Source organism: Metabacillus lacus (genome assembly GCF_009674805.1).
Taxonomy (GTDB): domain Bacteria; phylum Bacillota; class Bacilli; order Bacillales; family Bacillaceae; genus Metabacillus_C; species Metabacillus_C lacus.
The window spans coordinates 1-24,952 of the sequence record NZ_WKKI01000015.1 but is presented as its reverse complement, the minus strand read 5'-3'; the positions used below and the strand labels follow the sequence as shown (position 1 = coordinate 24,952).

General features: G+C 41.3%; 27 protein-coding genes, 1 other RNA gene and 1 riboswitch. Of the genes, 13 read left to right on the top strand and 15 right to left on the bottom strand.

Annotated features, from left to right (window positions below; all coding sequences use genetic code 11):
* Positions 1 to 47: 47 nt before the first annotated feature.
* Positions 48 to 491, top strand: a complete 444-nt coding sequence (locus GJU40_RS09685) for a Dps family protein (RefSeq protein ID WP_154307562.1) — start codon at positions 48 to 50, stop codon at positions 489 to 491.
* Positions 492 to 1,264: 773 nt separating this feature from the next.
* Here the strand turns inward: GJU40_RS09685 and GJU40_RS09680 are convergent.
* Entirely contained in the window at positions 1,265 to 2,137 is an 873-nt protein-coding gene (locus GJU40_RS09680; RefSeq protein WP_154307561.1) for a TetR/AcrR family transcriptional regulator, read from the bottom strand.
* Positions 2,138 to 2,443: 306 nt separating this feature from the next.
* Between GJU40_RS09680 and GJU40_RS09675 the strand changes: the two genes are divergently transcribed.
* Positions 2,444 to 3,442, top strand: coding sequence for a Gfo/Idh/MocA family protein (locus GJU40_RS09675; protein ID WP_154307560.1), 999 nt, complete (start codon positions 2,444 to 2,446; stop codon positions 3,440 to 3,442).
* A gap of 76 nt (positions 3,443 to 3,518) precedes the next feature.
* Here GJU40_RS09675 and GJU40_RS09670 read toward each other — a convergent pair whose 3' ends face one another.
* A complete protein-coding gene (locus tag GJU40_RS09670; RefSeq protein ID WP_154307559.1) occupies positions 3,519 to 4,238 on the bottom strand; it encodes a 3-ketoacyl-ACP reductase in 720 nt (239 codons plus the stop codon).
* An 18-nt stretch (positions 4,239 to 4,256) separates the two neighbouring features.
* Complete coding sequence (locus GJU40_RS09665) at positions 4,257 to 4,487, bottom strand: DUF6154 family protein (protein ID WP_154307558.1); 231 nt, start codon at positions 4,485 to 4,487, stop codon at positions 4,257 to 4,259.
* Between the two features lie 130 nt (positions 4,488 to 4,617).
* Between GJU40_RS09665 and GJU40_RS09660 the strand changes: the two genes are divergently transcribed.
* Both GJU40_RS09660 and ytkD read left to right on the top strand, forming a co-directional pair.
* Positions 4,618 to 4,950: a hydrolase gene (locus tag GJU40_RS09660; protein WP_154307557.1), complete on the top strand. Its 333-nt coding sequence runs from the start codon at positions 4,618 to 4,620 to the stop codon at positions 4,948 to 4,950.
* 76 nt (positions 4,951 to 5,026) lie between these two features.
* Positions 5,027 to 5,518, top strand: a complete 492-nt coding sequence (ytkD, locus tag GJU40_RS09655; RefSeq protein ID WP_154307556.1) for an RNA deprotection pyrophosphohydrolase — start codon at positions 5,027 to 5,029, stop codon at positions 5,516 to 5,518.
* A 67-nt stretch (positions 5,519 to 5,585) separates the two neighbouring features.
* Here the strand turns inward: ytkD and GJU40_RS09650 are convergent, their stop codons facing one another.
* Genes GJU40_RS09650 through GJU40_RS09640 form a run of 3 tightly spaced genes read right to left on the bottom strand, consistent with a single transcriptional unit; the run spans position 5,586 to position 8,121 of the window.
* Entirely contained in the window at positions 5,586 to 6,404 is an 819-nt protein-coding gene (locus GJU40_RS09650; protein WP_154307555.1) for an ABC transporter permease, read from the bottom strand.
* Entirely contained in the window at positions 6,364 to 7,161 is a 798-nt protein-coding gene (locus GJU40_RS09645; RefSeq protein ID WP_154307554.1) for an ABC transporter ATP-binding protein, read from the bottom strand. The genes GJU40_RS09650 and GJU40_RS09645 overlap by 41 nt, the downstream gene beginning before the upstream one ends.
* Before the next feature lie 9 nt (positions 7,162 to 7,170).
* A complete protein-coding gene (locus GJU40_RS09640; protein ID WP_246188333.1) occupies positions 7,171 to 8,121 on the bottom strand; it encodes an ABC transporter substrate-binding protein in 951 nt (316 codons plus the stop codon).
* Positions 8,122 to 8,273: 152 nt separating this feature from the next.
* Here GJU40_RS09640 and GJU40_RS09635 point away from each other — a divergent pair, with 152 nt between their 5' ends.
* Complete coding sequence (locus GJU40_RS09635) at positions 8,274 to 9,101, top strand: alpha/beta hydrolase family protein (RefSeq protein WP_154307552.1); 828 nt, start codon at positions 8,274 to 8,276, stop codon at positions 9,099 to 9,101.
* Positions 9,102 to 9,127: 26 nt separating this feature from the next.
* Positions 9,128 to 9,370: a DUF2584 domain-containing protein gene (locus GJU40_RS09630; RefSeq protein ID WP_154307599.1), complete on the top strand. Its 243-nt coding sequence runs from the start codon at positions 9,128 to 9,130 to the stop codon at positions 9,368 to 9,370.
* Between the two features lie 169 nt (positions 9,371 to 9,539).
* On the opposite strand, the gene GJU40_RS09625 is transcribed toward GJU40_RS09630, so the two are convergent.
* The gene (locus tag GJU40_RS09625; protein ID WP_154307551.1) at positions 9,540 to 10,718 is read right to left on the bottom strand and encodes a dicarboxylate/amino acid:cation symporter; all 1,179 of its coding nucleotides are present in this window, start codon (positions 10,716 to 10,718) and stop codon (positions 9,540 to 9,542) included.
* Between the two features lie 365 nt (positions 10,719 to 11,083).
* The gene (gene pckA / locus GJU40_RS09620; protein WP_154307550.1) at positions 11,084 to 12,667 is read right to left on the bottom strand and encodes a phosphoenolpyruvate carboxykinase (ATP); all 1,584 of its coding nucleotides are present in this window, start codon (positions 12,665 to 12,667) and stop codon (positions 11,084 to 11,086) included.
* Positions 12,668 to 12,961: 294 nt separating this feature from the next.
* A riboswitch (SAM riboswitch) is annotated at positions 12,962 to 13,140 on the top strand.
* 163 nt (positions 13,141 to 13,303) lie between these two features.
* Between pckA and metK the strand changes: the two genes are divergently transcribed.
* Entirely contained in the window at positions 13,304 to 14,506 is a 1,203-nt protein-coding gene (gene metK / locus GJU40_RS09615) for a methionine adenosyltransferase (protein WP_154307549.1), read from the top strand.
* 40 nt (positions 14,507 to 14,546) lie between these two features.
* On the opposite strand, the gene GJU40_RS09610 is transcribed toward metK, so the two are convergent.
* The 3 genes from GJU40_RS09610 to GJU40_RS09600 all read right to left on the bottom strand — a co-directional run bounded on the left by GJU40_RS09610 (position 14,547) and on the right by GJU40_RS09600 (position 17,060).
* On the bottom strand, positions 14,547 to 15,692 hold the full coding sequence (locus GJU40_RS09610; RefSeq protein ID WP_154307548.1) for a glycosyltransferase family 4 protein: 1,146 nt from the start codon (positions 15,690 to 15,692) through the stop codon (positions 14,547 to 14,549).
* Positions 15,693 to 15,733: 41 nt separating this feature from the next.
* On the bottom strand, positions 15,734 to 16,294 hold the full coding sequence (locus GJU40_RS09605; protein ID WP_154307547.1) for a phosphatase PAP2 family protein: 561 nt from the start codon (positions 16,292 to 16,294) through the stop codon (positions 15,734 to 15,736).
* Between the two features lie 244 nt (positions 16,295 to 16,538).
* On the bottom strand, positions 16,539 to 17,060 hold the full coding sequence (locus tag GJU40_RS09600) for a gamma carbonic anhydrase (RefSeq protein WP_154307546.1): 522 nt from the start codon (positions 17,058 to 17,060) through the stop codon (positions 16,539 to 16,541).
* Positions 17,061 to 17,129: 69 nt separating this feature from the next.
* On the opposite strand from GJU40_RS09600, the gene GJU40_RS09595 reads away from it, so the two are divergent.
* Together GJU40_RS09595 and GJU40_RS09590 are read left to right on the top strand one after the other, a co-directional pair.
* A complete protein-coding gene (locus GJU40_RS09595) occupies positions 17,130 to 17,927 on the top strand; it encodes an alpha/beta hydrolase (RefSeq protein ID WP_154307545.1) in 798 nt (265 codons plus the stop codon).
* Positions 17,924 to 19,003, top strand: coding sequence for a tetraprenyl-beta-curcumene synthase family protein (locus GJU40_RS09590; protein ID WP_154307544.1), 1,080 nt, complete (start codon positions 17,924 to 17,926; stop codon positions 19,001 to 19,003). Before GJU40_RS09595 ends, GJU40_RS09590 begins: the two co-directional genes overlap by 4 nt.
* Before the next feature lie 116 nt (positions 19,004 to 19,119).
* On the opposite strand, the gene mnmM is transcribed toward GJU40_RS09590, so the two are convergent.
* Both mnmM and mnmL read right to left on the bottom strand, forming a co-directional pair.
* A complete protein-coding gene (gene mnmM, locus GJU40_RS09585) occupies positions 19,120 to 19,692 on the bottom strand; it encodes a tRNA 5-(aminomethyl)-2-thiouridylate-methyltransferase MnmM (protein WP_154307543.1) in 573 nt (190 codons plus the stop codon).
* Entirely contained in the window at positions 19,682 to 20,650 is a 969-nt protein-coding gene (gene mnmL / locus GJU40_RS09580; protein ID WP_154307542.1) for a tRNA modification radical SAM protein MnmL/YtqA, read from the bottom strand. The genes mnmM and mnmL overlap by 11 nt, the downstream gene beginning before the upstream one ends.
* Before the next feature lie 176 nt (positions 20,651 to 20,826).
* On the opposite strand from mnmL, the gene GJU40_RS09575 reads away from it, so the two are divergent.
* Positions 20,827 to 21,090 (top strand): YtzC family protein, encoded by a 264-nt coding sequence (locus tag GJU40_RS09575; protein ID WP_154307541.1) that lies wholly within the window; start codon positions 20,827 to 20,829, stop codon positions 21,088 to 21,090.
* 174 nt (positions 21,091 to 21,264) lie between these two features.
* On the opposite strand, the gene ssrS is transcribed toward GJU40_RS09575, so the two are convergent.
* Positions 21,265 to 21,449: non-coding RNA, 6S RNA (gene ssrS, locus GJU40_RS09570), on the bottom strand.
* A 53-nt stretch (positions 21,450 to 21,502) separates the two neighbouring features.
* Complete coding sequence (locus GJU40_RS09565) at positions 21,503 to 21,928, bottom strand: hypothetical protein (protein WP_154307540.1); 426 nt, start codon at positions 21,926 to 21,928, stop codon at positions 21,503 to 21,505.
* Positions 21,929 to 22,141: 213 nt separating this feature from the next.
* On the opposite strand from GJU40_RS09565, the gene GJU40_RS09560 reads away from it, so the two are divergent.
* From GJU40_RS09560 to GJU40_RS09550, 3 genes are all read left to right on the top strand, one after another.
* Positions 22,142 to 23,332 carry an MDR family MFS transporter gene (locus GJU40_RS09560; RefSeq protein WP_154307539.1) on the top strand — a complete coding sequence of 397 codons (1,191 nt, stop codon included), beginning with the start codon at positions 22,142 to 22,144 and terminating at the stop codon, positions 23,330 to 23,332.
* A 293-nt stretch (positions 23,333 to 23,625) separates the two neighbouring features.
* On the top strand, positions 23,626 to 23,943 hold the full coding sequence (locus tag GJU40_RS09555) for a PadR family transcriptional regulator (RefSeq protein ID WP_154307598.1): 318 nt from the start codon (positions 23,626 to 23,628) through the stop codon (positions 23,941 to 23,943).
* On the top strand, positions 23,940 to 24,671 hold the full coding sequence (locus tag GJU40_RS09550) for a DUF2812 domain-containing protein (protein ID WP_154307538.1): 732 nt from the start codon (positions 23,940 to 23,942) through the stop codon (positions 24,669 to 24,671). Before GJU40_RS09555 ends, GJU40_RS09550 begins: the two co-directional genes overlap by 4 nt.
* Positions 24,672 to 24,952 lie beyond the last annotated feature (281 nt).

The window sequence follows — 24,952 nt, the reverse complement described above, 5'->3', positions numbered from 1 at the left end:
TCGTGCAAACTAAAGAGGGTAATATTTAATTAAAGGAGGAATGTAAGATGTCTACACCACAACTCTTGAACACTGTAAATAAGCAAGTTGCAAACTGGACTGTGTTATATGTTAAATTACATAATTACCATTGGTTTGTAACAGGTAAGGATTTCTTTACGCTTCATGAAAAGTTTGAAGAATTATACACGGAAGCGGCAGTTCACATAGATGAACTGGCAGAGCGCCTTTTGGCACTGGAAGGAAAGCCGGTTGCTACAATGAGAGAAATACTTGAACTTTCTTCCATTGATGAAGCTAACGGGCAGGAAACTGCTGAGCAGATGGTAGAGCAGGTTTGCAGCGACTTCACTCAAGTAGCTGAAGAGCTGAAAGAAGGAATGGACCTGGCTGCTGAAGTTGGAGATGAAACAACCGGTGATATGCTGCTGGCCATTCATCAAAGCCTTGAAAAGCATAACTGGATGCTGAAAGCATATCTTGGCAAATAATATGAAAGTGCTGCCCTCCCTGGGTAGCACTTTTTTGATATGGTTTAATTGACCAGTCAGTCAATCAAAGTAAGCATTGTTCCAAACAAGTAAATTCTAAAGTCATCTGTTAATCCTTAAAGGATGCGGACCCGTAATTTTATCTATCAGAAAACCCCGGAACTGCAGGAGCAGAAAAACTGGTTGTGCATCTCATTGAATAAATAACTGTAAAATGTCCGCTTGATTGCCGAAGACAAAATTGAAATTTTTTCAAGTCTATAAGATTGTGTAAATGCTTAGTTACATATACTCGACGGCAGGATGGGGAGGCGCCTTGTGAAAGTCATTATCCATATAAAAGGAGGAACTCCGCCTATTCAGAAAAAACGACGAAAATGGACTTAAATAAAAGGAGGATTTCCGTCTATGCACCTAAAAAACCTTAAAATGGAGTATTTTTAGCAGCTTAAGCGGAATTCATTCCCTTATTCACTCTCAAAAATGGCCTATTCTGAATTTAGCGGAAATTCTTACGCTTATTTTTTCTTTGTTGTCATGATTAGGCGCCTTGTACTTGCTGTTCCACTCAATTTTGTCCTTCATCGCCTTATGAAGGACATTTAGCCACTATCCATATATAAATGGAGATATTCCGCCTATTCAGCATGGAGCAGCTTCCCATATTTCCTTGAAAAAAGCCATTTTGCTAGTCTGCGAAATTTCTTTGAATATTGTCCTTATTTAAATATGTTCAAAAAAAACACACCTTTATTTTAACGAAAAGGTGTGCATTAAAGTTTCAGTTGATACATGTTGATCAGCAATTTGCTATGCTCTTTTAACGCATCAACTTCCTTAATGTTATACAGCATTCCTTGAATCACCGGCAGTCTCGGCTTGTCGCTTAGAATTTCCGCTTCAAGCACTTCCAGGCTGATGAGAACATCTTCACTGTCCTCAAGCTCTTTTGCCATGCTCTTCATTTGTTGAATGAGGGTTTTATCGCTCTGCCCATTCTGAGAAAAGTACTCAGTTGCTTTATGAAATATGTCAGCTGCTTTTTCTTCAGAGATAAAGGGCTGTTCTCCCTGCATGCCTGCCACGAGGCTGTCAAGCCTGTTCATCATATAAGCTATTAACTGTTTAACCTCAATATTCTTATCTTCAAACAGCATTGTTTTAATAAAGCCTTTGGTCATGCCTTCAAGCATAATGGTTAAGTCCCAGGAGTAGGGCTTTATGTCAGGCCCGTATATCGCAAGTAGCCCATCCTTAAGAAAGCTGTACATTTGAAAAATCTTTGTGTAAATCATCTCTTTAATATTTGTATTGAGCGGGATCGCCTGTTCTCTTGCAAGCATGACCATAAATTCTCTATGACCGAGAAAACTTTCGCAAAATGCAGTCAGCTGCTTGATGAACTTTTCTCTTGGTGGCAAAGAAGTGCCTTCAAAAAACTTTACATTATTGATAATAGAATCAAAATTATAATGAAAAATAGCAGTTAGCAACTCTTCTTTAGATTTAAAGTGTAAATAAAATGCACCTTTGGAAATTCCGCTTTCAATCGCAATCTCCTGAATAGAGGTAGAAGAAAAGCCTTTAGATGAAATCAGCTTCATCGCTGACTGAATGATTTTTTTCTCTTTTTCTGAAATGTTCAATTGATGTCCTCCTTGACCGGCGGATCTTATGAGTGTGATGTAATTGTAAAATATCCAGTGTGATTATGACCAGAAAGTCAAATGTGCACATGATAGATTGACCGGACAGTCACAATTTTATATCAAACTAATTACAAAATCAAATGTAAGCAAAAGCTGGTGCAGAACAGAAATTCATAGAAAACAGTATAACATGCTTGTTCCTTTTGTTTTGCAGAAGAGGAAGGGGGTGACTTTCTTTCATTTTTTGTTTCCTTCCGCTATTCTATATTGTAAACAGGAGAATATTAAAGGAGGCTGAAGAAAATGGTCAGGTTTGCAATTGTCGGAACAAATTGGATCACTGAGGAATTCCTCAAAGCTGCAGGAGAGGCAGAGGAATTTGCGCTGAACGCTGTTTATTCAAGAACGGAGGAAAAAGCACAGTCGTTTGCTGGTAAATATGGTGTCAGCCATATATTCACAAATCTTGAGGAAATGGCTTCAAGCAGCGAGATTGATGCTGTTTATATTGCCAGTCCCAACTCCTTACATGCGGAACAAGCTATCACTTTCCTAAAAAACGGCAAGCATGTGCTGTGTGAAAAGCCTATCGCTTCCAATACATATGAAATATCAAACATGATAAAAGCTGCAAAGGAAAATGGGGTTGTACTGATGGAGGCTGTGAAATCTACATGTATGCCAAACTTTGGTGCGGTTCAAAGCAGCCTTCAAAAAATTGGTCCAGTCAGAAGATATTTTGCTTCTTATTGCCAGTATTCATCTAGATACGATGCGTACAAACAAGGAAATATTTTAAATGCTTTTAAGCCGGAATTTTCCAATGGCGCATTAATGGACATAGGTATCTACTGCATATATCCTCTTGTAGCGCTGTTTGGCAGACCTGATAAAATTCAGGCTTCCGGGCATCTTCTATCATCAGGAGTAGACGGAGAAGGAAGTATTTTGCTCAGCTATCAAGGTATGGAGGCGGTAGTCATGTATTCCAAAATCTCCAACTCTGCTCTTCCTGCTGAAATACAAGGAGAGAATGGAAATCTTCTTATTGATAAAATACATACTCCGGAAAAAGTGGAAATTCACTATAGGAATGGAGAAGTTGAAAATCTGACAGTTAAGCAGGAAAAGCACCCAATGTTCTACGAGGTAAAAGAATTTATAGACTGCATACTGCAGGGAAAACAGCAGTCAGATCTCAACAGTTTCCATACAACAATGGCAGCTGCCGAGATTATAGAAGAAGCCAGAAAGCAAATGGGATTACGTTATCCAAGTGATGAAAAGATGAACGGTGAATGAATAGAATTCAGCCAATATATACAAGAAAAGCAGCGCTTCTCAGCACTGCTTTTCTTGCCCCAATCAGGGAACTTCTTTATGGATTTGTGGACCACAAGCCTGCTGACTTGATAAATATTCTTGGATGCAGTTTTAATTGACCTACCATATATTCTGCCAGATCTTCAGGCTGCATGACTTTATCAGGATCGCCGTTTGTAAGATTTTGTTCAATTGCCAGGTCTGTAGCAACTGTGCTTGGTGTAAGTACGCTCACTCTGATATTATGCTTTCTTACTTCAAGCATGAGAGATTCTGTTAATCCAATCACGCCAAATTTTGAAGCGCTGTATGCACTAGTGACTGGCGCTCCTTTTTGCCCGGCTGTGGAAGATATATTGATAATGTCTCCTCCTTCTCCTCTTTCAATCATCTGGGGAAGAACAGCCCTGGTTACATAGTATGTACCCATCAGATTAACCTGTATAATATGTTCCCACTCTTCAGGGGACAGATCCATAAAACCGCCAAACTTTGCAGTTCCTGCATTGTTAACGAGGATATCTATAGATCCAAGCTCTGAACTGATCTGCTCAACTGCAGTCTGCACGCTTTCATACTCAGCTACATCTGATGCTGCGTAGGATACCTTTACATTAAATTGCTTCAGTTCTTCTGCAACCTTTTCTAAGTTAGCAGAGGTTCTGCCAAGCAATCCTATATTCACGCCTTCTTTTGCAAGCTCAATGGCAGTAGCGCGTCCAATCCCCCTGCCGGCCCCCGTAACCAATGCATTTTTCCCGCTTAAATCTCTCATTTTGTCTGACTCCTTTCATTAGTTGGAAAAAGGTCCAAGTTCCTCTAATCCAATTTCTTCCTGAATTCTATCAGCAAAGTAATTGCTGACTATTTGCTTTAAATGCGTTTCTTCCATCTCAGAAACAAGCATGAGCAGCTCCTGCTTGTTTAGATGCTGAATTTTTCCGATTGCAGCAGCTTCAATATCTTCGTCATCTGCTCTGAAACGCGTTTTCAGCTCATCTGCATGCCTATTAAACAAGTTCATCGCCATCACTCCTTTTCAAATAATATACCCACTTTCGATGTTCCTAAAGATTCTGTGGCATCCTTTTTGGGTATATTTCTTTTATAACTTGAAAGAATATGATTAATACTGGCAAGGAGCTGTCTTAAAAATGGCAAGTGAAAAAAATACGTATTATGTATCCGTAGGATCAAGGGAAATATCTCAATTCAGCAATGTATCTCCATGGGATTTTAAAATTATAGCAACAGATGAAGAAATAACCAAGCTAAGAGAATATTTTGATCAGGAATATTCCTCTGACTGGCAGGGATTCTGGCGAGCACATGTACCTTACCTCGAGTATCATGACGATCCCCAAAATGATGCAGTTGACTCCACAAATCTTCTGATTTATCAGATGATATATGATTTAGGAGACGAGGAAGCAAAAAACCATATTAGGTCTCTTGGTTTATTAAAGGAAAATGTTGAAAAATCTTAGTACTTCTGCCTTCTATCTTCTCTGCCCATTGTGATAAGATTAATTTCAAGAAGCAGTAAATAAAAGGATGTCGAAAATGTATCGCTTTAAAGATTACTATCACAATGAAGTTCAGCTATCATTTGAAGACCACCCATATTCTCAGAATCCCAGGCATGTTTGGGTGATCTGCAGATACGGTAACAAATGGCTGCTGACTGAGCATGAAGACCGGGGCCTTGAATTTCCCGGAGGCAAGGTGGAAAATGAGGAAAATGCGCAAGAAGCAGCTGTCCGGGAAGTAAAGGAAGAAACCGGCGGGACGGTAGAGAAGATAGATTATCTTGGGCAGTACAAGGTATTCGGCAAAGAAAAAACAATCATAAAAAACATTTATTTTGCTACCGTTTCTACACTGACTGTTCAGGAAACATATTTTGAAACAAAAGGGCCGGTTCTTCTGCAGGAACTTCCCAAGAATATCCGTATACACAAGGATTACAGCTTTATTATGAAGGACGATGTGCTGGAAAAAGCATTGGAGAAAGTACTGAATCAATATATAAAACAAAACTCCGGCCTCTCATAGAGCCGGAGTTTTGTTCATGAAGGGAAGCGAGGCAGCTGCTAACGCCCATCTTATATCACAGCTACAATCATCTTTTAGAATCTTTTATCAGCCTTCGTTCCAGAAGCTCTACTATCTGATACATCAGCGTAGCGAAAACTGCAATGAGAAGCAGACTCAGGAACACCAGCGTGAAATTGAAAACCTGAAAGCCGTATATAATCATGTAGCCCAATCCTTTAGCGGATACAAGGAATTCTCCGACAATGACACCGACCCATGCCAGACCTACATTCACTTTCAGTGCTGAAATGATGCTTGGAAAGCATGCCGGAAGGATCGCTTCAGAAAAGCATTGTCTTTTTGAGGCGCCAAAAGTTTTCAGTACGGTTAAATAATTGTGATCCACTTCTTTGAATGCTGTATACACCACCAGAGCGGTGATAATCACTGAAATAATCGTTCCCATGGCAATAATAGAGACATACCCGGGGCCGAGAGCTACAATCAGGATGGGGCCAAGCGCGACTTTTGGCATGGCATTCAGAATAACTAGATAAGGATCAAGGACCTTTGATATTCTTTCTGACCACCAAAGAAGCGTTGCTAAGATGGTGCCGAGGAGCGTGCCCAGGATAAAGCCGAGCAATGTTTCAAATACTGTCACACCCGTATGGGCAAACAAAGATCCGTCGGCAGCTTTTTCGAGAAACAGAGAAAAGACCTTTGAAGGATAGCTGAAGATTAAAGGATCAATCACATGAAGTCTTCCTGCTGTTTCCCATACGAAAAAGAAAAGAAAAAATATGACAGCCTGATAAAAGAAAACAATTCTTCTTTCTTTTTTCAGCTGAGCGATATAGAGATTATGAAGGAGTTTCGTTGGATTTTCCGAATTGGTCTTCAAGTAATTGCAGCTCCTTCCAAATAGTCTGGAAAAGCTGAGAAAATAAAGGGTGCTGCCTTGCTTCGAATGGTTCCAGAATTCTTAGTTCTTCCGGTATATCAAAGGTTTTTGCCAGTCTGCCCGGATTGGCAGCGAATAAGAAAATTCTGTCGCTCATCGCAATTGCTTCCCCGATATCATGGGTAACCAGCAGGGCTGTTTTGCTTAAATCCTTTATAGTTTTGCAAACTAAGTCTTCAAGTTTTAATTTTGTTTGATAATCGAGTGCAGAAAAGGGTTCATCCAGTAAGAGTACGAGAGGATCAGTAGAAAGCGTTCTGACAAGAGCAGCTCTTTGTCTCATCCCGCCTGAAAGCTGGCGAGGAAACAGACTGCCAACGCCGCTCAGGCCGATTTCTTCAAGAAGCTGCAGACAGCGTTCGCGTGCTTCTTGCGTGCAGGAACCATTGATTTTCAAACCAATCAGTACATTTTCCTCAATGGTTTTCCATGGAAACAAATAATCCTGCTGAAGCATATAGCCAATGGCGTTTTTTCGCTTTTGAGGGGGAAGCCCCGTAATCGAAGCTTCTCCGCAGGTAGGTTGAATTAAGCCTGCAATAATGGATAAAAGAGTAGTTTTGCCGCAGCCGCTGGGTCCTATAAAGGATATGAATTCACCTTCCTCTATATCAGCAGAAATATTCTCAAGAACAACCTTGGCACTTTCTTCAGTAAAGTATGTGTGATGAATGGATGCTAACTCCAAAAAGGCCATTTTGACCTCCTATTCTGCCGCTGCTTTTTCGGCAAGCTTTGTATTTACCAGATCCCCGTACTCAACCGCTTGCGGCAGCTCTCCTGCCTCTGACATAATATCTTGAAGATTGTTCCATTCTTCTTCGTCCAATACAGGATTTAAAGCGAAAGAATGCTGCTGTTTGTACCGATCTACAACCGTTTCAATTACATCAGCCGGTGTGTCTTCAAAATAAGGCTCAATCACTTTCGCTATTTCTGCCGCCGTGCTTTTTTCCACCCATTGCTGTGCTTTATAAATAGCATTTGTAAATTTCTGAGCTGTTTCTTCATTTTGGCTGAGGTAATTTTTCTTTGCCATAAAGGTGGTGTAGGGGACCTTGCCGGATTCAGTGCCAAAAGAAGCCACGATATGTCCTTTTCCTTCTTTTTCAAATATACTTGCAGTAGGTTCAAACAGCTGGACATAATCACCTGTCCCTGAGGCAAAGGCATTGGCAATGTTTGCAAAGTCAATGTTCTGAATAAGGTTCACATCTGTTTCCGGATCAATTTGATGCTTTTTCAAGACAAACTCACCGACCATTTGCGGCATTCCGCCTTTTCTTTGGCCAAGAAACGTGCTTCCTTTCAGATTTTCCCAATCAAAAGAGCCGCTGTGATTTCTCGCAACCAGGAAGGTCCCATCTGTCTGGGTCAGCTGTGCGAAATTGATAACAGGATCGTTTGCACCCTGAGCATACACATAGATGGACGTTTCCGATCCTACCAAAGCCACATCAGCGCCGCCTGACAAAAGAGCGGTCATTGTTTTATCTCCTCCCCAGGTTGTTTGCACTTCTACCTGCAGGCCCTCATTCTTAAAAAATCCTTTGGATAGGGCAACATATAGGGGTGCATAAAAAATAGACCTGGTTACTTCGGCAACCCTTACCTTTGCCGGACTTTGCTGACAGGCTGAGAACGCAAACAGCATCATGCAGCCAAGGGTAAGTATCAAAAATTTTCTTAACATCATAATCCTCCTCATAATGGGTAAGTAATTAGAAAATGCTTTGTTAATGTAAGATAAGATATGATACTTTTAAAAATTGTGTGAACGCCCAGTAATTCATGAAAGAAGGATGAAGGATGCAGCCTAAAACAATCATTGCCAGCACAACATTTCCTTCACCAAGTCCGAACATCACCGTACGGTTAATTACATATATGTCCGGGGGACTAAAGGTGAAGGGGCTGCTGGCTGAGCCAAAAGGAGAAGGAATATATGAAGGGTTTTTATATTTACGTGGTGGGATTAAAAATGTAGGAAAAGTGCGATTAGGCAGAATCGTGCAGTTTGCCTCAGAAGGATTCGTGGTGTTTGCCCCCTTTTACAGAGGAAACCAAGGCGGAGAAGGAAATGAGGACTTTGCAGGAGAAGACCGGCAGGATGCGATCTCAGCGGTGGAAGTGTTAAAAGAGCATGATAAGGTAGATAACAGCCGCATACACGTGTTTGGTTTTTCCAGAGGCGGAGTCATGGCACTGTTAACAGGAATATATGATCAAGCTATTTGTTCTGTTGTCACATGGGGGGGAGTATCTGATATGTCGCTCACTTATGTAGAAAGAGAAGATCTTCGAAGAATGATGAAAAGAGTGATTGGCGGCTCTCCCATAAAAGTTCCGGAGCTGTATAAATGGAGAACTCCGCTGTACCACCTGGAGCAGCTTCATGCACCTGTGCTCATCATACACGGAAAACTGGATGAGAATGTCTCTGTAGAGCATGCCTATCGCTTAGAGAAGAGGCTGAAAGATCTGAACAAGCCACATGAGACATTGTATTACAACCAATTTACCCACTATTTTCCGCCTGCCGAAAACCGCGCAGCAGTTAAAAAGCTGACTCACTGGATGAAGCAGCAGCCGGACGCGGGTGTGACTGATGATTTGTATAGTGATATGGTAAAATGAATGCAAAACAACAAGGAGAGATGATATTGGGTATGCCGCTGGAATTTAATACAATGATTGTAACGAAGGGACTGGAGATCCGGATTGCTGAAAACACGTTTCAGCTTACGAAAAAGGGATACAGAATTTATCCGATAGACATTCCGCTGGAAGTCAGAAAAACAAAAGAGGGTGAACCAAGCGGAAAAGCCACTGTCAAAAAGGTTGAAATGGAAGCAGAAAATACAGTCATCACTTATCAGCTGATTGCCTTAAACTCTACTAATTAAGGGGAAGGCGAAGGTTGAGGATTAGCAGACGATGCAGAAGTGTCCAGAAGCTATGCTTTTGGATGCTTTTTTATTTGCTAAAACAAGTAAAACAGGCGAAAAAAACTGCCTCTAAAGCCTTTAAGATAATGGCTCTGGAGACAGTTGTCAGATAGCTGCCAGCTCTTCTTTAACTGCTGACAGAATCATGATGGTCATTTTTAGAAAAGCGGTTCAATAGCATTGTTAGTGCGCCGTCACCTGTGACATTCGCAGCTGTTCCAAAACTGTCCTGTGCAAGATAAAGAGCAATCATTAAAGTAACCATCGTCTCGCTGAATCCGAGCATCGACATAAACAGCCCTGACGCAGCAACAACAGCTCCCCCTGGCACACCTGGAGCAGCAATCATGGTGATGCCCAGCATGAATATGAACGGCAGCATACTCGAAAGTATCGGCATATCACCGTGCAGCAGCATAACACCCATTCCCAAACTGGTAATCGTAATTGTACTTCCAGAAAGGTGAATGGTAGCAAGAAGCGGAACGGAAAAGTCAGCTATTTTCGATTTTACTGATGTTGTCTTCACCTGACGCAGTGTAACTGGAATGGTTGCTGCAGAAGATTGCGTCCCGAGAGCAGTAAAGTAAGCAGGCAGCATGGTCTTAAACAGCTTAAGAGGATTGCTTCGGGTAAGCAGACCGCTCGCTGTAAATTGAATCAGCAGCATGGTGAAATGCAAAAGAATAATGAGCAGGAAAACTCTCGCAAAAATAGAGAGAATATCCTGAACCTGGCCTCCGAAAGTCATGTTAGCGAAAATACCAAAAATATGAAAAGGCAGGAGCGGAATAATGATTACTGTAATCAGTTTTTCAATAATACTCCTAAAATCTTCAAGCACCCTTTGAAGAGCAGCTGCGTTAACAGCAGCCGTTCCAATTCCTAAAACAAAAGCAAAAAGCAATGCGGTCATGACACCCATGACTGGAGCCATTTCTACTTTGAAAAAACCTTCCAGCAGAAATTCTTCCGGATTCTCCATATTTTGTAGAGTGCTCCCGGAAATGAAGCCGGGAAGAAGCTGTGAACCGGCTGTATAAGCAAGCAGCCCGGCCAATACAGTAGAGCCATAGGCAAATAGTATTGTTAATCCAAGCAGTTTTCCGGCACCTTTTCCAATCTGACTAATTCCAGGTGCAATAAAACCAATAATGATTAATGGAATGGCAAAACCAATAAAACCTCCGAACAGCCCGTTAAAGGTAGCAAAAAATCTGATGACTGGCTCTGGAGCAATATTACCCGCGATAATTCCTAAAATAATTGCAGCAATAATTTTCGGCAATAACCCAAATTTTTTCATGTTGTCCTCTCCTGATATACATTTGTTTTTTTGTGATGCTATTAAGTTATCACAAAATGAACGAAAGTGAAATGAGAAATGTTTCACTTTTTACTTTTCTAAAATAAAATTTTTAAAAATGCTTTTGCTGAACTTATTATGTAAAGTTCACAATTTCGTCATAGTGAAAAGACTGTACGTTAAAACAATATGTATTTCATGCAAACTGACCATGCTGGAGAATCAGGTATTCATTCAGCAGCTGGCTCAACTGGTAATAGACGGAGTATTTTAGTTTAGAGAGTGAGCTTATCCTTTTTTCGTGCAGAATGCTTTTAAAAAAGACTGCAGCTTTTGCCAAGCATGCAGTCTTCATAAAGTAAAACTTATAGAGCGGGCCCGCCAAGTTCTGAAATTTGCGGATCAATTGTGTTGAATTTTTTGAAATTCTGCTTGAACTCAGCAGCGAGCTCCCTGGCTTTTTGCTGATATTCCTGCTGATTTTCCCAGGTTTTTTCAGGCAGCAGCACGTGATCAGGTACTCCCGGAACATGCACGGGAATATTCAGCCCGAACAGGGGATCTTTTATTGTTTCCGCTCCGTCAAGCTCTCCGTGAAGTGCAGCCTGCACCATTGCTCTTGTATATTCCAGTTTCATTCTCTTGCCTGTTCCGTACGCTCCGCCGGTCCAGCCTGTATTGACCAAAAATACCTGCACATCATGTTCTTCAATTTTTTTCCCAAGCATTTCCGCATATCTTGTAGCCGGCAGCGGCAGGAAGGGAGATCCAAAGCATGCGGAGAAGGTTGTTTCCGGTGATGTAATTCCACGCTCTGTCCCTGCAAGTTTACTGGTATATCCGCTTAGGAAATGATACATCGCTTGTTCTTTTGTCAGTTTGCTGATGGGAGGGAGAACGCCAAAAGCATCTGCTGTTAGAAAAATCATGGTTGATGGATGACCTGCGATACTCGGGACAACAATATTATCAATGGAATCGATTGAATAGGCAGCTCTGGTATTCTCTGTGTAAAAAGCATTTTCATAATCTGCTATTTTTGTTTTTTCATCAATAACAACATTTTCAAGAACAGCTCCAAAAGAAATAGAATCAAAAATCTGCGGCTCTTTTTCTTTTGTCAGACCAATGCATTTTGCATAGCAGCCGCCTTCAATATTAAAGACGCCTGTGCTTGACCAGCCATGTTCATCATCGCCAATCAGCTTTCTGGAAGAGTCGGCAGATAATGTTGTTTTACCTGTTCCCGATAAACCGAAGAACAGAGCCACATCACCTTCTTCGCCAACATTCGCAGAACAATGCATAGGGAGAATGCCGGCTTCAGGAAGCAGGTAGTTCATGACAGAAAAAATAGATTTCTTCATTTCACCTGCATATTCAGTTCCGCCAATCAAAACGATTCTTTTTTCAAAAGAAATCATAATGAACGTTTCCGACCTTGTTCCGTCAACAGCAGGGTCGGCTTTAAAGGTTGGGGCAGAAACAATAGAAAAGGGATTTCCATCATCATTGCTGCCAGTTTCATCTTTTATGAAAAGCTGATGGGCAAATAAATTGTGCCAGGCAAATTCGTTTACAACTTTTAAAGGGATCCGGTACTTCTCATCAGCTCCGGCAAACCCGTCAAATACAAATATTTCATCTTTTTCTGAGAGATAAGAGAGTACTTTTTGATAAAGCTTTTCAAAAATATCAGGAGCAATCTTCTGGTTGACGCTTCCCCAATCTACTTTATCTGCTACAGAATCTTCTTTTACAATATATTTATCTCTTGGTGACCGGCCTGTATAGGTGCCCGTTGTAGCCCTGACTGCACCGGTTGAAGTCAGTGAACCCTCGTTCCGCTGAAGGACCTTTTCAATTAATTGCGGAACAGATAAATTATGGTAAGTATTTTCCCCTTTTAGCAAAGCCGCTAATTCATTCGTTATCTCCACAGAATTCATCCCCAAAATCCTTCCTTTGCTTGTTTATCGTCACTCATAAAACATCAATGCTGACTCATGGTTTGCTCTTAATTAGTATAACACATTTGATTTATTAATCCACACTATTTAATGTATTTTACGTAGAAAGACTCATATTGGAACACCAAATGTCACTCTGTAAAAAAATAGGCGGACCGTTTTATTTCCATTAACAAGGGTAATATAAATAAAGTGCAGTTTTTAGCATTTGAGCTTGTCGCTTTTTGTTGACATTTGCAGGTTTATTCCGTAAGATATTTCTTTGAACGGATACTCTTATCCTGAGCTGGTGGAGGGACAGACCCTGTGAAACCCAGCAACCTGCTCAAGCGAGGAAGGCTACGGTACATATTTATTCCTATCAAAACAGTTCACTTACATAGAGCTGATCCGGAATTTTCTGAGCATAGGTGCTAAACTGAGGCAAGGCACAGATCCTTGATCGATAAGAGTGAAAGGCAGAGAGTAAATATAACCTTTCCTCCCAGGAAAGGATTTTTTATTTTAGCTAAGAGATACAAGTTATCCACTTTGAGAATAAGGAAATGAGTTCCGTATCAACATATGCGGGTATACCGTAATGTATTGTCCATTATCTTTTTAGGAGGTCAAAACATGACGAAACAACGTCGCCTATTTACATCAGAGTCTGTAACAGAAGGGCATCCGGATAAAATTTGTGACCAGATTTCAGATTCCATTCTTGATGCAATTCTTGCAAAGGACGCCAACGCGCGTGTCGCTTGCGAAACTTCAGTAACAACCGGTTTGGTATTGGTAGCCGGAGAAATTACTACATCTACTTATGTTGATATCCCTAAGATTGTTCGTGAAACAATTAAGGAAATCGGCTATACACGTGCCAAATACGGATTTGATGCCGAAACATGTGCAGTCTTGACTTCCATTGATGAACAGTCTGCTGATATTGCAATGGGTGTGGATCAGGCTCTTGAAGCGAGAGAAGGGCAAATGTCAGATGAAGAAATTGATGCAATCGGAGCTGGTGACCAAGGTCTTATGTTCGGTTACGCCAACAATGAAACAAAAGAGCTGATGCCTCTTCCGATCTCTTTGGCTCACAAGCTTTCCCGCCGTTTAACTGAAGTTCGTAAAGAAGAAATTCTTCCTTACCTTCGTCCGGATGGAAAAACTCAGGTTACTGTTGAGTATGATGAAAATGACAAGCCGGTTAGAATCGATACGATTGTTATTTCCACTCAGCATCACCCTGAAGTGACTCTGGAGCAAATTCAGCGCAATATTAAGGAGTATGTCATCAATCCTGTGGTTCCTAAAGAACTGATTGACGAAGAAACTAAATACTTCATTAATCCTACCGGCCGTTTTGTTATCGGAGGTCCTCAAGGGGATGCAGGTTTAACAGGACGCAAGATTATTGTTGATACTTATGGAGGATATGCACGCCATGGCGGAGGAGCATTCTCTGGTAAGGATGCAACAAAAGTAGACCGTTCCGCTGCATATGCAGCACGTTATGTTGCTAAAAATATTGTAGCAGCAGGCCTTGCTGATAAATGTGAAGTGCAGCTTGCTTACGCAATTGGGGTAGCACAGCCTGTCTCCATTGCTGTGGATACTTTCGGTACTGGCACTGTTTCAGAAGAAACACTTGTAGAAGTAGTCCGCAACAACTTTGATCTTCGCCCAGCAGGGATTATCAAGATGCTGAACCTTCGCAGACCAATCTATAAACAAACAGCTGCGTACGGACATTTCGGCCGTCTGGATCTTGATCTTCCTTGGGAAAGAACAGATAAAGCTGAAACTCTTAAACAAGAAGCGGAAGCAAAATAAAGATAAACACAAAAAAGGCTATCGCGGGATAGCCTTTTTTTTATGCGTATTTTCTCAGCATAGCAGGTTCCTGAAGCACTTCTTCGTATTGCTGCAGCAAACCTTGAAAAATGGCATCCCACGTCTGGGTCTGTGCATAAGCCCTCGCCTGTGCACTCATCGTCTGCAGCCTGTTTTTGTCCTGAAGCAGAGATTGTATGCCTGAGATAAATTCTTCTGTATGTTTCGGTTCGCATAGCAAGCCTGTTTTTCCCTGCTGAATGATGTTCTTCACACCCCCTGAGTTTGCTCCGATTACCGGTGTGCCTGATGAGAGGGCTTCAAGCACAACATTGCCAAACGTTTCAGTTGGAGATGGAAATACAAACAAATCTGAGCAGGCATATATATTTGCAAGCTCTTCCCCGCTCAAATAGCCTGCAAACGTTACGTTATCAGGCATCTCTTTGATAAGGTCCTGCTTGGAAGGCCCGTCTCCTACAATAATCCAATGTATGTCTTTCTTCATTTCTTCAGGAAGTCCATTGGCAATTGCAGACAGTGTTTGGATATCTTTTTCCGGGGCAAGCCGGCCAACATACGACAAAATATACTTTTCACCAATATTGTAATTCTTTCTAATTTTCTCTGCAGAATAATCCGGGTGAAAAAGGGAGGAATCTACGCCTCTGCTCCAGAGCCGGAGATTTTGAAATCCTTTTGCTTCCAGCTGGGAGAGCGTTTCGTTTGAAGGAACAAAAATTTTATGAAAAGGCCTGTGAAACCAGTGCATATATTTCCAAAGAAATTTGGACAAAAACTGAAAATCGTAATAATCAAGATACTGGTCAAAATCAGTATGATAGGAGCCTACTGCAGGTATTTCCAGTTTTTTAGCATAATGAAGGCCGCATAGCCCAATATTAAAAGGAGTGGCAATATGAATAATGTCAGGCTGAAATCTTTGAAGTTCACTTTTTACATGCACCATGTTAGGAAGCGCCAATCTGCATTCAGGATAGAGAAAGAAGGGCAGGCTGGCAAACCGGTGAATGGAGCTGGAAAAAAGGGATTCCTTTGTGCTTTCCGGTGCAAAGACCCTGAACTGGATATTTTGCGCCTCAAGATAATCGGTATACCTTTTTAATGTTCTCGCAACTCCGTTAACATCAGGAGCGAATGTGTCTGTAAAAATAGCTATTTTCATCGATAATCCTCCTTGAACGTTTTTGCCGCTAATGAAGCAAATTATGCAAGTATGAAGATGTTCTCGAAAAGATACATGACAGCTGTGTACGCGGCAAAACCTGCAGACGTTCCCAGCAGGCAGCCCGCAAGTACATCTGAAGGGTAATGAAGCCCCAGATATATCCTTGAAATCCCCACACTTATGGCCAAAGGGAGAAGGATGCCCAGCAGAACAGGCGAAAACAGCATGACAGGTATAAGAACTGAAAAGATAGCAGTTGTATGTCCGGATGGAAATGAGTGATCCTCTAGAGGATTATTTGGAAATCTGGTTTCCAGCAGCGCCAAGTACGGCCGTTTCCTTGGATAAAGCTTTTTAACAGCTGCTACAGGCAGATGACTCAGCAGGAGGGAAGCAGCACAAGCGATTCCCGTCAGCCTGAGGGTGCCTTCGGAAAGAGTAATAAGCAGCAGACAAAACAGGATTGTAGCAGATGCACCGCCGACATGAGTAATATGACGGAAGTAAAAATTCAGAAACTTTCGGTCAAAGTGCCTGTTTACACTTCTGAAGAGCCTGCATTCAAAGTCATACATATTCAGCATGAGTTTTGTTTTCATGGCGAAACCTCCCTTTACAGCACTACTCTATTCTATTTTAATCTGTAAATATTTAGAGAATAATAAGCTATTGTAAAGATTTAGAAGCTTGTATTTGCAAAAATGTAAAGAAAGTTTATTCATGGGGAAGCCAAGAGAGGAATAGGATCTGAAATGCAATACTTTCCTCAGGCCGTTTATTAAAAATATAAAGCTGCGGCTTCCCTAATGGTACTATCATATTACTGATTTACTGAGGAAAACATTACCTGGAAACAGGAGGGGTTTCTTTATACAGCCTGGCTTTTTCTACATACTCACGTTGAATTCTGTCCATGTCCTTCCGATCATCTTCACTTACATTCCGGATGACTTTAGCAGGCCTCCCGAAAGCCATCATACCCGGCGGAATGACTTTTCCCGGCGGTACAAGGCTTCCCGCCCCAATAAAAGCTCCCTCGCCTATTTCTGCTCCATCAAGAATGGTGGAATTCATGCCAATCAGTGCATTTTTCCGGATGATGGCACTGTGAAGGGTCACTGAGTGTCCAACTGTGACGCCATCCTCTATAATGAGCGGTTTTCCGGGGCTTTGATGCAAACAGCAGAGATCCTGAATATTTACTCTGTCTCCAATCATTGTTGGGGCGACATCGCCTCTAATCACCGTCTGAAACCAAACAGAGGATTCCTTTCCAATTTTGACATCACCGCTGATTGTGACGTAGTCGGCAATATATGCGCTTTCATCTATTTCAGGAGTAACGCCTTTGTACGGATAAATCATAGCAACCGCCCTTTCGATTCCAATTTTATTTCATTTTACCATATGAAAATTTCGCAGGGAGGAAATATCATGCGCAGAATAACGGCTGACAATGCGAAAGCCACAATCGTTTGTATTCATGGAGCCGCAGAACACTGCGGCCGTTATATGTGGCTTGCTGAAATGTGGAGAAGCTCCGGCTACAATGTTATAATGGGAGACCTCCCCGGTCAGGGACTTACAACAAGAAGAAGAGGACATATTTCTTCTTTTGACGAATATATAAATGAGGCCGGACTGTGGATAGCCGAGGCAGAAAAATCAGGACTTCCTGTTTTTTTACTCGGACACAGTATGGGAGGCCTGGTTGTCATTCGCAGTTTACAGGAACATCACCATGCTGTCTCAGGCGCCATCTTGTCCTCCCCTTGCCTTGGATTAAAGTACAAGCCTGGGAAAGCGCTGAATGTTCTGTCTCTTGGCCTGAATAAAATTGCGCCTGATATGCTTTTTGAATCTAAGCTTTCTATAGATATGGCAACCAGAAACAGAGAAGTTCAGGATGAAGATGAAAATGATTCGCTGTTCGTTACTAAAGTTTCTGTGAGATGGTATCGTGAACTTTTAGGGGCAGTTTCACTGGCTTTTGAAAAAATAAATGCTCTTCCCGATGTTCCTCTTTTGATTATGCAGGCAGGAGAGGATAAAATTGTGGATAGAGAGGCAGTAAAAGGCTGGTTTAATTTACTGAACAGCAGTGATAAATCCTATAGGGAATGGAATGGCCTGTATCATGAATTATTCAGTGAACCTGAAAGGGACAAGGTCTTTAAAGCTGCACTTCATTTTGCTGAAGGAAAACTGACTGAAAAGGAGGGGGAAATATGACAGTACCAAAGAACCCGATTGGTCTGATGACAAAAATCTATAGAGATATTTTCCCTATAGTCGGACAATATCTTGCCTATTGGAAGAAGAGAGCAGAAGAAATTCCAAACAGCGAACTTCGCGCCCAGGCATTGGCCAGCATAGAATCCAAGTCATTTCATTGTGAGGGCGGAAGCGTTCTTTCAATCCTGTCAGGTCCGCAAAAAAAGGAATGTATTGAATTTATCGTAGCATATCAAACCATCAGTGATTATCTTGATAATTTATGCGACCGCAGTCACTCATTGGATCCGGTTGATTTCAGGATGCTTCATCAGTCTATGCTTGATGCTCTGACATATGGAGCGCCCCTGAAGAATTATTATGAATTCCGAAAAGACCAGGATGATGGAGGATATCTTCATGAACTGGTTTCTACGTGTCAAAAAACTTTGGGCACATTAGAGCATTATCCGCTGATCAGTGAAAAGCTGATTGAATTAGCGGAATATTATTGTGATCTTCAAGTACATAAGCATGTAAAAGCAGAAGAGAGAATTCCGCGGCTGGAAAACTGGTTTGAGCGTCACAAAAAGCGGTTCCCCGGTATGGAATGGTATGAATTTTCAGCATGCGCCGGATCTACGCTGGGCATTTTCTGCCTTGTTTCCTATGCATTTCAGGACAGCTTTAATGCCCATCTTGCACGCCAAATTAAAACAAGCTACTTTCCTTATATTCAAGGGCTGCATATTCTGCTGGATTATCTAATTGACCAGGAAGAAGACAGAATCGGCGGAGACTTGAATTTTTGCACCTATTATCAAAACGAAGAAGAATTGATGAACAGGCTGGCATTTTTTATCTCTGAGGCCGATAAAAACCTTGAAGGAATTCCCCATGAGCATTTTCATAAATTTATCAACAGAGGCTTGCTTGGAGTATATCTGTCTGATGAAAAGGTGTCCGGGCAAAAGGAATTGACTAAACTTGCAAAGCAGCTGATTAAAACCGGCGGAAAAACTTCTTACTTCTTTTATTTAAATGGGAAAGCCTACAGAACATTTCAAAAACTGTCTTCCCGGACAGGTTCATAAAACGCAAAAAAGCTCAAAATAATTTTTGAGCTTTTTGCTGTTTTCAGAAAGGAAACGAAATTTCATGGTGTGCGGGGAGAGAAAGCCCTGGCCATCTTAGAATACTGTTCAGACATTTATCGTTTTTCAATGGCAATCAGAAAAGGAGCATTGTTCTTTTGATTTAGATATTGATATTTCAAAACATGTGCGTCATTCTGGTCAATGCCCTCCGCAAATTGCATGACTGCATTTTTTTCTTCCTGTCCTTGGGGATGGCCGTGATAAATCACAAGCACAATGATTCCTTGGGGCTTTAGAAGGGTTAGGAGCTGTTCAACAGCAGCTATGGTGGAAGAAGGGACGGTCACAATGCCTTTATTTCCACCGGGCAGGTAGCCAAGGTTAAAGACTGCTGCTGATATTTTTCCATGGTAAACAGACGGGATATGCTGAGAAATAGTGTCATGGCTTTCTTTAAAGAGGGTTGTACGTGCTGTAAGCCCTGCTTTCTCCAGGCGTTCTGCTGTGTTTGCAATTGCTTCCTCCTGAATATCAAAACCGTATACATGGCCGCCATCCCCAACACATTCCGCAAGAAATGCCGTGTCGTGTCCATTTCCAGCTGTAGCATCTACTGCTATGCCGCCCTGTTCAACAGCGGAGGATAAAAGACTTCGGCAAAAAGAAAGAATTCGCTCAAGCTTCATTGACTAGCTCCTTTCTGCTGTATCGTTTGCCCTGCCAGCTGTTTCGGTTTTTCAGTTCGTCATCAATTGCATTTAAGACGCTCCATTTATCCACACTCCACATTGGCCCGATCATTAAATCAATGGGGCCGTCACCGGTAATTCGGTGTACAATCATTTCAGGAGGAAGAATTTCCAGCTGATCGCAGACAAGCTGAACATATTCCTCCTGAGTAAGAAATGAGAGCTTGCCCTTTTCATATTGTTTCACCAGGGGAGTTCCTTTCAGCAAGTGAAGAAGATGGATTTTTATGCCCTGAACGTCCAGCTTGCTGACTTCTCTGGCAGTTTCCATCATCATGCTGTTATTTTCGAGAGGAAGTCCGTTAATAATATGTGTGCAAACCCGGATGCCATGCTTCCTCAGCTTCTCAACTCCCTGTTTGTAAGCGGAATAGTCATGGGCCCTGTTAATGAGCAGAGCTGTGCGCTCATGAACGGTTTGCAGGCCGAGTTCAACCCATAAGTATGTTTTTTTATTTAACTCAGCTAAATATTCAACTACATCATCAGGCAGGCAGTCGGGCCTGGTTGCGATGGACATTCCTACAACTCCTTCAAGCTGTCGTACTTCTTCAAATTTTTTGCGTAAAACGTCCACCGGTGCATGAGTGTTGGTATAAGCTTGGAAATAGGCGATATATTTGCCTTCTTTCCATTTAGTATGCATTTTCGTTTTGCCTTCATTAAATTGTTCTGTCAGTGAAACGGCACGGTCACCTGCAAAATCACCTGACCCGGCCGCGCTGCAAAAGGTACATCCGCCGTATGCCGCTGTGCCATCCCGGTTTGGGCAGTCAAAGCCGCCATCAAGGGCTACTTTAAAAACCTTGTGTCCGAAAATATCTCTCAAATGATAATTCCATGTATGATATCGTTTATCTTCACTTGCATATGGAAAAGGGTTCAGCTGGTTCAATTTAAATCAGCTCCTTTGTTATAATAACCATCATTGCATTGTAGCATGAGGGTGTACATGCTTCAAACAGTTTTAAAATTTGCCCGTCTTTCCACCATTTGCTCTAGATGATTGGCGTACTTCCGTACAAACTAACTTTATGAAGCTCAAGCTTCATGATGATGGGAGGGATTGATTTGGCAACAAGACAATCTGTGGAGAATCATCTTGAAATATGCGTTGCCGCCCTGGAATTTGCTGAAGAACAGTACAAGCATGGGGCACAGCAGGAGCATTATAATGATACAGAATATACAAAAGCACAGATGCTGCTTGAGAATGCAGTAAATGATCTGAACAAACTGTCATTAAGTGCAGATGAGCAGCAAAGGGAAGAGCTGTACAGAATGAGACTGCAGCTGCAGGATCGGCAAAATGACATGATCCTTCTCAAACATTAACATGAGAAAGCAGAAAAGCAGCAAGCTTCGCTGCAACGGCAGCAGGGAAGAAGAAATTGCAGACAGAAAGTCCAAAAGAGGCTATATGTCCTACTCCAGATCCAATAAAACAAAAATATTTCCTGAATAATAAAAAAAGCCTGTTCCTTGTGAGGAACAGGCTTGCTGTTTGTAATAAAGGCCGCAATTGCCGTAAACATAATAGAGTTTTAATACCACACACTCCATAAAGTGGGTGTTTGCAGAACTGTTCATGTCGTCCTCAGCCAAGGAGGCATGACATTCAAAGCCCGATATAAAACTCCCTATTTCAGCTTAAAGGTTAAAACTTTATCAGTCAACGCACAACGCAGCTTGTAAGAGTATATTACCTGTTTTTTAGAAAAAAATCAATGGGTGATGCTTCCAGATATCAGCCTTTCCAGTAGTATCTTTCTTCATCATTTTGTACTTTTACAGGTGGAGAGATGATCTTTTCAGGTGTGACATCCTGCTTATCCTCTATCTCAGAAGCCTTATTCTGAGTTATTTCCTGACTTTGGGAGGAAACTTCAGGAAGCTTGCTGATAAGCTCTGCAGTCAGCTTGTTTTTCTCCGTCATTTCCTTCAACAGCGAAGAAGCTGCGATGAGTAAAAGGCCTGTGAAAATTAAGAAGAAGTAAGGAAAAAGGCCGCTGGATGTCTGCATAAGAAAAATGAATAATGCGTCATTGCCTGTAACACCATATAACTCCTGATTCTGAGATGCCTGTACGTTTACAGCGATAAAATAAACCGAAGCTGCTGTTCCTAACAATGATAGTAAAATTCCTATTGAAAAAAACAATCTGTTGGTCAATCGGGGTTCCCCCTCTTTTGGTTTGTCTCCTCATTCTACCATTTTTTCGGGACAAGGGGACAGGTACCTTGTCCCAGAAGTCTCTTGAAAAAGAACATAAAAAGGAATACAATTCTCAATGGAAGAAAATGTCCGCTTTTTCTTGGCATTTAGAAAAGTGTGCTGAGAATTTAATGATAATAATCAAATGAATGAGGTAAGGGAGGCGGGGAAATGCCAAAAGCATTATGGCTTTTGATCATTGGAATGATGATTAATGTAACAGGTTCATCGTTTCTTTGGCCCCTGAATACAATATATATCCATGAGTATCTGGGTAAATCGTTAACCGTAGCAGGTGCTGTGCTTATGCTGAATTCGGCTGCCAGCGTAGCGGGAAATCTGTTTGGCGGTGTTCTGTTTGACAAAATAGGCGGGTACAAATCTATCCTGCTTGGAATTTTTATTACTCTTTTTGCTGTGATTGGTCTTGTTTTCTTTCATGATTGGGGTCCGTATGTCCTGCTTCTGACCATCGTTGGATTTGGTTCAGGAATTGTGTTTCCATCCATGTATGCCATGGCGGGATCTGTCTGGCCTGAAGGAGGAAGACGTGCTTTTAATTCTATTTATGTGGCTCAGAATGTAGGTGTCGCAGTAGGGGCTGCACTTGGTGGCCTGATTGCATCTTATTCATTTCAGCTGATTTTTACTGCGAATGCAGTGTTATATATCGTATTTCTGCTGGTGGCTGTGTTTGGTTTTAAAGGAATGGATACTTTAAGGGCAGCAGCAGCACCAGTATTAAATGGAGCAAGGGCATTGCAGCAAAGATATCAGTTTCGTGCGCTGATGATCGTTTGTTCCGGTTACCTTCTCTGCTGGGTGGCATATGTTCAGTGGCAGTCAACCATATCTGTCCATACAAAGGCACTTGGCATACCCATCAGCCATTACAGCCTCCTCTGGGCAGTGAACGGTGCTTTAATCGTCTTTGCACAGCCGCTCATTTCTCTAGTTGTAAAATATGCGGTTAAAACGCTGAAACAGCAGATGATATTCGGCATCCTGATTTTCATTATCTCTTTTATTGTAGCTTCTACAGCTCAGCAGTTTTCAGGCTTTTTGGCTGCCATGGTGATTTTGACTGTGGGAGAAATGCTTGTATGGCCAGCTGTTCCGACTATTGCCAACAACCTCGCGCCGAAGGGGAAAGAGGGATTTTATCAAGGTTTTGTCAACAGTACAGCTACGGGCGGAAGAATGATAGGACCGCTCCTTGGAGGAATTCTAGTGGACATTTATGGTATGTCCATGATGTTTCTGGTTCTCTCACTCCTGCTGTTTAGCAGCATCGGATTTGTAGCTATGTATGATAAAAGAATGAAAGCTGCCCAGGAAGAAAAGGTGGCTGTCAGCTCTTAGCATTCAGGAAAGAATTTCAGATGTAAGGCTCTAAGGTTGAAATTGAATGAAAGCAGTATGTATATTGGGGACCAAATTGCTATGCCGGCGATTTGGTCTTTTTTTGCAAACATACTCTAAGTTTTCTTTTAGGAGAAGAAGCAATTCCAATCTACATTTTATTTATGGGAAAAGACCCTTATCAAAATTAAACCTTATGATATACCTATAGACAGATATATCATAAAGTGATACATTTAAACCAGATATATATCATAAAACGATATATGGAAGAAGACACAGAAGGTGATGGTTTGAAAACAACTGAACAACTCACAGACTCAACGTTTTATATTATGGCTTCTTTAACAAAACCAAGACATGGCTACGCAATTATGACCCTAATAGAGGAAAGAACTAAAGGAGTTATAATGATAGGACCTGCTTCAATGTATACAATTATCAAAAAGTTATTAAAACAAGAGTGGATTTATCTTTATGATGGAAGTAATCCAAGACGGAAAACATATCTGCTGACTGAGAGAGGAAAAGAGGTGTTAAAAGCAGATGTGATACTGAGAAAATTAATGATTGATCTAGCAGAAATGGGATTAAAGGAGGCCGAAGAATGAGAAATTCAAAGTATGTAATGTCAAATGGCTTAGCTTTTTCCGAGGAAAAGGATATGGACAAATTAAGAAAATTTTCTTTACAAGGCTGGCATGTTCGTGACTTTTCTTTTTTGGGCTATACCCTTGAAAAGGGAGTAAACTCAGAATACATTTACAATGTTGATTATCGGTCTTTAAAGGAAAATGAATCTGAGGAATATTTAGACTTGCTTTCTTCCTCTGGATGGAATCATGTTACTTCCCAAGGAAATATTCACTTATTCCGCGCATCGCCAGGTACTGCACCTATATATAGTGATCGTGAAACAGTGGTTGAAAAGCATGCTGATCTTGGAAGTTCAATGAAAGTGTTCTCAATTTCATTGGTTGCTATCACAGCACTTGTATGGCTTGGAACATTCATAAGTAAAGGCTTTTTAAACAACCTGCTGGCTTTAACTGCTGTTATTCTAACTATCATTGCAGTGCCGGCAATCTGGACCGTACTAACAGTGTACAACAATAAATGGAAGGCTCAAGGAAACAAAAATGTATCTACATTGATAAAAATATTTCCTTTCATAGCTGCTGTTCCTATCTTTTTGTTGTTTGTTGATGACTTCAGTAAGCCATTTCTTATTTTAGTATCTATGATAATTGGTGCAGTCACACTTCCTGCTGTTATCTGGATCATAATGTCTCTTTATCACAGATTGTTTGGCAAAAATCATCATCTTAAAAAGCACTAATAAAAGTCAAGTCCATAAGATTGTGTAAAAACTTAGTTACATGTATTCGACATACATAATTAAGTTTTGAAAAGGTGGAAAGGCACCTTGTGAAAGCCACTATACACATCGCATATAAACGGAGAAATTCCACTATCATTGCATATGTATCCACAGGCCAAAAGATCAATTTAATTACCCTCTATTAATTGAAATTATAGGGGGATTTTTTATGGACGAATGCAAAAAAATCTCCTAAACTAGAAGCTAAACCCACGTTATCCGTGACTTCTAATAAAGGA